Source organism: Cryobacterium tagatosivorans (genome assembly GCF_004402215.1).
Lineage (GTDB): Bacteria > Actinomycetota > Actinomycetes > Actinomycetales > Microbacteriaceae > Cryobacterium > Cryobacterium tagatosivorans.
Map to the genome: position 1 here is coordinate 1 of NZ_SOEZ01000080.1, position 5,899 is coordinate 5,899.

General features: G+C 63.1%; 5 protein-coding genes. 3 read left to right on the top strand and 2 right to left on the bottom strand.

Annotation, left to right across the window (positions count from 1 at the left end; all coding sequences use genetic code 11):
- Positions 1 to 147 precede the first annotated feature (147 nt).
- Both E3O23_RS17565 and E3O23_RS17570 read left to right on the top strand, forming a co-directional pair.
- Complete coding sequence (locus tag E3O23_RS17565; RefSeq protein ID WP_134493330.1) at positions 148 to 1,512, top strand: FGGY-family carbohydrate kinase; 1,365 nt, start codon at positions 148 to 150, stop codon at positions 1,510 to 1,512.
- Positions 1,513 to 1,573: 61 nt separating this feature from the next.
- On the top strand, positions 1,574 to 2,362 hold the full coding sequence (locus tag E3O23_RS17570) for a DeoR/GlpR family DNA-binding transcription regulator (protein WP_134493332.1): 789 nt from the start codon (positions 1,574 to 1,576) through the stop codon (positions 2,360 to 2,362).
- 24 nt (positions 2,363 to 2,386) lie between these two features.
- On the opposite strand, the gene E3O23_RS17575 is transcribed toward E3O23_RS17570, so the two are convergent.
- Positions 2,387 to 3,346: a 1-phosphofructokinase family hexose kinase gene (locus E3O23_RS17575; RefSeq protein ID WP_134493334.1), complete on the bottom strand. Its 960-nt coding sequence runs from the start codon at positions 3,344 to 3,346 to the stop codon at positions 2,387 to 2,389.
- Positions 3,347 to 3,479: 133 nt separating this feature from the next.
- Here E3O23_RS17575 and E3O23_RS17580 point away from each other — a divergent pair, with 133 nt between their 5' ends.
- Positions 3,480 to 4,316: a class II fructose-bisphosphate aldolase gene (locus E3O23_RS17580; RefSeq protein WP_134493336.1), complete on the top strand. Its 837-nt coding sequence runs from the start codon at positions 3,480 to 3,482 to the stop codon at positions 4,314 to 4,316.
- A gap of 96 nt (positions 4,317 to 4,412) precedes the next feature.
- Here E3O23_RS17580 and E3O23_RS17585 read toward each other — a convergent pair whose 3' ends face one another.
- Positions 4,413 to 5,432: a LacI family DNA-binding transcriptional regulator gene (locus E3O23_RS17585; RefSeq protein WP_134493338.1), complete on the bottom strand. Its 1,020-nt coding sequence runs from the start codon at positions 5,430 to 5,432 to the stop codon at positions 4,413 to 4,415.
- Between the last annotated feature and the right edge of the window lie 467 nt (positions 5,433 to 5,899).

The following is a 5,899-nucleotide window of genomic DNA, read 5'->3' on the forward strand; positions in this document are numbered from 1 at the left end:
CCACTCCGGCACCACGGTCCTCATTCCCCACGGCGCCGGCGATGTGTCGATCATCGGACGCATGCGCGGCATACTCTGCGCGCCCCCGGCACCCTCCGCACCGTAGCTTCTCTCCGCAGAAGCTCCCCGTCATCCAGGAGTACCCCTATGGAGCAGCAGCAATACGTCGTCGGACTTGACGTCGGCACCACGAGCGCAAAGGCCGTTGTCTTCACCCTTGATGGCCATGTCGTGGCGACAGGGCGAATGGGGTACGAGTGGGATCTCGCCCCCTTCGGCGCTGAGATAGCGGCAACGGTGTTGGCGGACGCTGCCCACGGGGCGCTGCGCCGAGCAGTGGACGCCACACCTCCCGGACCCATCCTCTCCATTGGAATCGCGAGCATCGGTGAATCGGGCGTACTTCTCGACGGGTCGAATAGGCCACTGAGCCCGGTCATTGCTTGGCACGACAAACGCGACGGCGTCGAACTCGCAAAGCTGGCGGAAGAGATTGGGATCGATAAGTTCTCATCGGTGACCGGGCTGCCATTCCGCCACCAGTGGTCGCTAACCAAACACCGCTGGTTTTCCGAGAGCCATCCCGACGTCCGCAATATCGGACTCCGGCTGAACGTCGCCGAATGGATTGCCTTCAGCCTTGGCGCCGCCCCGGCAACGGAACTTTCCCTCGCCTCCCGCACTGGTTGGTTCGATGTGATCAACAAGACGTGGTGGGGGGAGACCCTCGAATGGTCGCGGATGAATGAGGACGCCCTGCCTGAGCTCGTGACGGCCGGAACCTGCCTCGGCTCGGTGGCGTCAGGAATCATCTCCCCGCGCCTTGCCGGAGCGGCTATCACGACTGCCGGCCAGGACCACCAATCCGCCGCGGTCGGACTGGGCGCAACCCTGGTGGGAGCGGAGGTGGACTCTTGCGGGACGGCCGAGGCCCTTGTCCGAACGGTCGACCCGATTTCCTCGCGCTCAGCCATTCTCGCGCTCGCGCAGATCGGTGTGACCGTCGGGTGGCATGCCCTACCCGGCAAATGGTGCCTGCTCGCAGGCACTGAGGGCGGCCTGATTCTCGGCCGTGCACTCTCGGCGCTCGGAAGCAAGGACTTCGCTGCCGACGGACTCGACGAGGCTGCTCGGCAGATTACTGCGCCCGCCATTCGCGCCTTCGTAGATGACAATGGGCTGTTGGGATTCCAGGGTGTCGGCGATGACGCGTCACCGGCAGAGCTGTGGCGGAGCACCATTGAACTAGTCACGGACCAGGTAACCGCCCTGCATGGTTCGATGTCGGACATCGTGGGCGACCATCGTGAGTTGATCGTCACCGGAGGATGGTCAGCCAGCGGCGCCCTTCGTGATTGCAAGCGGCGGCGGCTTGGGGAATTCTCACGCCCAGACGTCACGGAGGCGGGTGCCCGGGGAGCGGCGATCTTCGCCGGTATGGCCGCGGGCCTCTGGCCCGACCCGATCAGCCACACCCTAACCCGCTCAGACCTGCAGCCACTGAGCCGATAATCAAGCACCCCCGACACAGCAACCGATACAGTTGACGGCATATGGATGAGGTGACGCACGCATGACCGGAGTGAATGATCGCACCGAAGCAGCGCACGCCGACCAGCGATACCAGCGAATCCTTCAGCAATTGCGTGAGAATGGCCGGATCAACGCGGGGGAGATGGCAACGCTCCTCAATGTGACCGGGGAGACGCTGCGCAAAGACCTCATCCATCTGGAACGCCATGGGCGCCTGCGGCGCGTGCATGGCGGCGCTGTCCCACCGGAGTCGCTGTCCTTTGAACCCGCTGTGGCGACACGCACGGAGTACTCGGCGGAAAAGACCCGAATCGCTCGCGCCGCCCTCGCGCACCTGCCTGACCACGGTGCTATCCTCATCGACGCAGGTTCCACCACGGAACGGCTTGCCCAGCTCCTGCCAGCAAACCGCCCGCTGACTGTGTTCACCAATACCCTGCCAATCGCGCTCGCGCTGGTCAGCAATCCCTTGCTGACCATCTTCACCTTCGGCGGGCGCCTGCGCAGCAATACTCTCGCCGAGGTGGATGACTGGACGCTGCGTTCCCTGCGCGAAACCAACGTAGACGTCGCCTTCCTCGGAACCAACGCTGTCAGCATTGATCGGGGGCTGACAACACCTGACCCCGCCGAGGCCGCGGTGAAGCGGGCCATGCTCGGGTCGTCGCAACGCCACATTCTGCTCGTCGACCACAGTAAATTCGGGGTTGTTAGCACGACCCAGCACGCGACCCTGGATGACATCGATCTGCTCATCACGGACAGTGACATTGCTCTGGCCGACCTCGCGGCCCTCCGGCAGGCCGGCGTCGACGTCGAGCTTGCTTGAGCGCCTGCCGCCCGCCGCCGGGCGTCAGGTTCGTGCCAGCAGCGTCGACGGTTCTGTTAGTCGGATGTCGGCATCAATCAGCGGTCCCACGCTAATCAGAGCGGCGAAATCGGGCCTTACGGTAAACAGCGTCGATGGGTCAGCGACCGCCGAAGATGCCCAAAGCGCAGCGTTAGCCAGTCGAGCAGCTCGGTCGCTACCCCCACGCATGAACCCGGCAAGAAGTGCGTCCCCGGCGCCGACGGAATTGAGGACGGGGATGTCGTGGGCCTTCGCGTACAAGGCGCCCATCGTATCCACGTAGATCACGCCATCGGCCCCGAGGCTGGCAAGCACGGCCCGGGCTCCGCGCTGCCGGAGTCTTTGGGCCGCGGCGACCACATCGCCAAGCGTGGTGATGGACTCCCCTGCCAGCTCAGCGAGTTCGTGCACGTTCGGTTTTACGAGGTCTGGCTCGGCCGTCAGGGCGAGAGCAAGCGATTCACCCGATGCATCCACCACGGAATAGACGCCGAGGGTCTTTGCCAGGTTGGCGATGTCGCGGTGGAAGGAGGCTGGGACCCCGGGAGGGAGGCTTCCGCAGCTCACCACCGCGGTTGCATTCCCGGCTGTATCCAAGACCGCAGCATGCAGACGCGCCACCACGTCGTCAGAGAGCGGTGAACCTGGCTCGTTGATCTTCGTCCCCGGATGCCCCGGGGTCACCAGGGTGATGTTCGTTCGGATCTCCGAGCCCGTATCAATCAGGGTGAACGGAAGACCGTGGGCCTGCAGCGCCGATGCCAGAAACCGGCCGGTGTCGCCGCCGGCAGGGACGATCGCACGAGTGGGTTCCCCTGCCCGATGGAGGGCGATGGCCACATTGACGCCCTTTCCGCTTGGTTCGCGCACGGAGTTACTCGCCCGGTTTACTGCGCCGAGCTCGAAGGAATCGAGCGTTACGGTCCAATCGATCGAGGGCGATGGCGTAATGGTGACGATCATTCGGGCTCCAACGAGGATTCAAACTGAATTGGGTTTATTTGTACATGTTTGCTTATGGTTGTGTTTGTGTCAAGATGGTGGACAGATCGGCGCACAGCTCGCGAGTGCTCCGCCCACGCCAGAAGGAGGCGCCGTGCCCGTCGTTTCGAGTCATGACCTTTTTTCTCAGGCGATGGCTGAAAAGCGATCCATCGCCGCATTCAATGTCATCACACTCGAGCACGCGGAGGGGATCGTGGCCGGCGCAGAGGAGGCCAAACTTCCGGTCATTCTGCAGCTTAGTGAAAACGCCATCCGATACCACGGGTCCCCGACAGCGATCGCCCGAGCGACGGCTGCCGTGGCCGTATCGTCGAGCGTTGACGTGGCCTTGCACCTCGATCACATCACCGACGTCGCAATCATGCACTTGGCGCCGGAGCTGGATTTCTCGTCCGTAATGTTTGACGCCTCGAGATACGACTATGCGGACAACGTCGAACTGACCCGCCAAGCGGTGCGGTGGGGAGCCAGGAACGGTATCTGGATCGAGGCCGAACTCGGAGAAGTCGGCGGCAAAGATGGTGCCCACGCGCCCGGAGTGCGCACTGATCCCCAGGAGGCAGCCGAATTCGTCCGCGCGACCGGTGTGGATGCGCTAGCGGTGGCTGTCGGATCGTCGCACGCCATGACCTCGAAAGACGCCTCGCTGGATCATGCCCTCATCTCCGTTTTGCAGGAAGCGCTGGACGTTCCGCTCGTCCTGCACGGCTCGTCGGGCGTACCTGACGAAGAGATCACCCAAGCGGCCTCCGAAGGAATGGTGAAGATCAATATTGGGACGGCTCTCAACGTCGCCTACAGCGGCGCTATCCGTTCGTTCTTGCAGGTCGACGACGTGTCGGTGGATCCCCGCAGCTTCCTGCGCGTGGGCCGCGACGCTATTGCGGAGGCTGTTGCCCGCTACCTCAAGGTCGTCGCGGGACGTTAGTTTTGTCCGGCCGCATGCCGGCGGACGGCGGGGAGTCCCGTAGGGGTTGTGCCCTTTGCGGTCGCGGCGGCGGATGGGATGAACGAAAGGGGCTGCTCAGGTGCAGCGTGCTCGTTGAGACGCCTGTGGCTGCGGGCCACGCAAGCCTGTAATGCCGCGGTCGCAGAGCTCGGTGGGAAGGACGACCGTAGTCGGATCGAACACTTCGCGATTAATCCGCCGGAAGAGCAGCTCCGCGCTGATTGTTCCCAGCGCGCGGTTATCGTAACGCACGACGGTGAACGGGCGCGGCATGAGCTCCGACAGCTGGAAATCATCGAACGAGACCAGCGCCTCGTTTGTTCCTCGCTGCCACAGGGATCGCAAAACGCCGATACCAGAGCGGTTGTTCCCGCAAAAGAATGCCGTGGGCGGGGCGGACGAGGCGAGGAGCCGGTCGACCTCTATGCTGGCCTCAATCGGGCCGCGCACATTCGTGACGACGAGGGAGTCATCCAGCGCCAGGCCGGCCTCGGCAAAGGCGGTCCTGACGCCCTGCAGCCGATCGCGCATGGTCGCCATATTCAGGGTGTCTACCAAAATCCCGATTCGGGAGTGGCCATCATTGATGAGCCGCGTGGCCGCGTCACGGGCCCCAGCGAAATTGTCGAGAACGACGCTGTCTGCGGCGAGTCCAACCGGCTTGCGATCGATAAAAACCATGGGAATGCCCAGGTCGATCTCGGACTTGAGTGCCGAGTGGTCGCCGCCGGTCGGCACGATGAGGAGGCCATCGACCCGCCGACGGCACAGATCGAAAATCGCTTCCAGCTCATCTTCGGCGTTCTCACCAGAGTGAGCCGTGATGAGTTGAGTGTGATGGGCCTTGGCGACGACGGCGACGGCCGAAGCGATGTTGGCGTAGAACTCGTTGCTGAGATCTTTGATCAAGAGCCCAATCGTTGCCGTGGACGACCCCGATCTGAGTGCGGAAGCCGCAAAGTTGGCGCGGAAGCCGAGTTCTGCGGAAGCCGCGTGCACGCGCTCGGCAAGTTCCTGATCGACCGTGGCGACGCCGTTGACGACCCGCGAAACGGTCTTGAGGCTGACCCCGGCTACGCGGGCGACGTCGGTCATAGTGGGTCGACGAGCTGCCGACGGTGATGACTTCGTGTGCATGCGTCCTCCCGATTCTCGCCCGGAGGCGGATCAATATCAAGTGTAGGACAACGTTGTCTCGAATTTACGACTAGGCTGGGACAACGTTGTCCCAGGAATATCGGAATTAATGAATCTGTGGGAACGCGTGCCGTGAATGCCCCGGCTGGCCGGGCCCAGCCGTGTGACAGGGTACACGAGAGCTTCCAAGAACCATAAATACAAAGGAGTATGAATATGAAGGCACTGAAGATGGCCGCGATTGCGGGTTCTCTGTTGCGGGCGGGCTGTCGAAGTGGGCCCGGTCCTCAGCCCCTCGATGTGGATTGCATCTAAAACCCGCCTCTAAGCATGCTGTTCAGGCCTTTACGCACGGGGTGCGCCGCCAGCTTGTCGGAACCGGGGTGCGGATCGGTGAAGTCGCCCCGGGCGTTGTCCTCAACGAG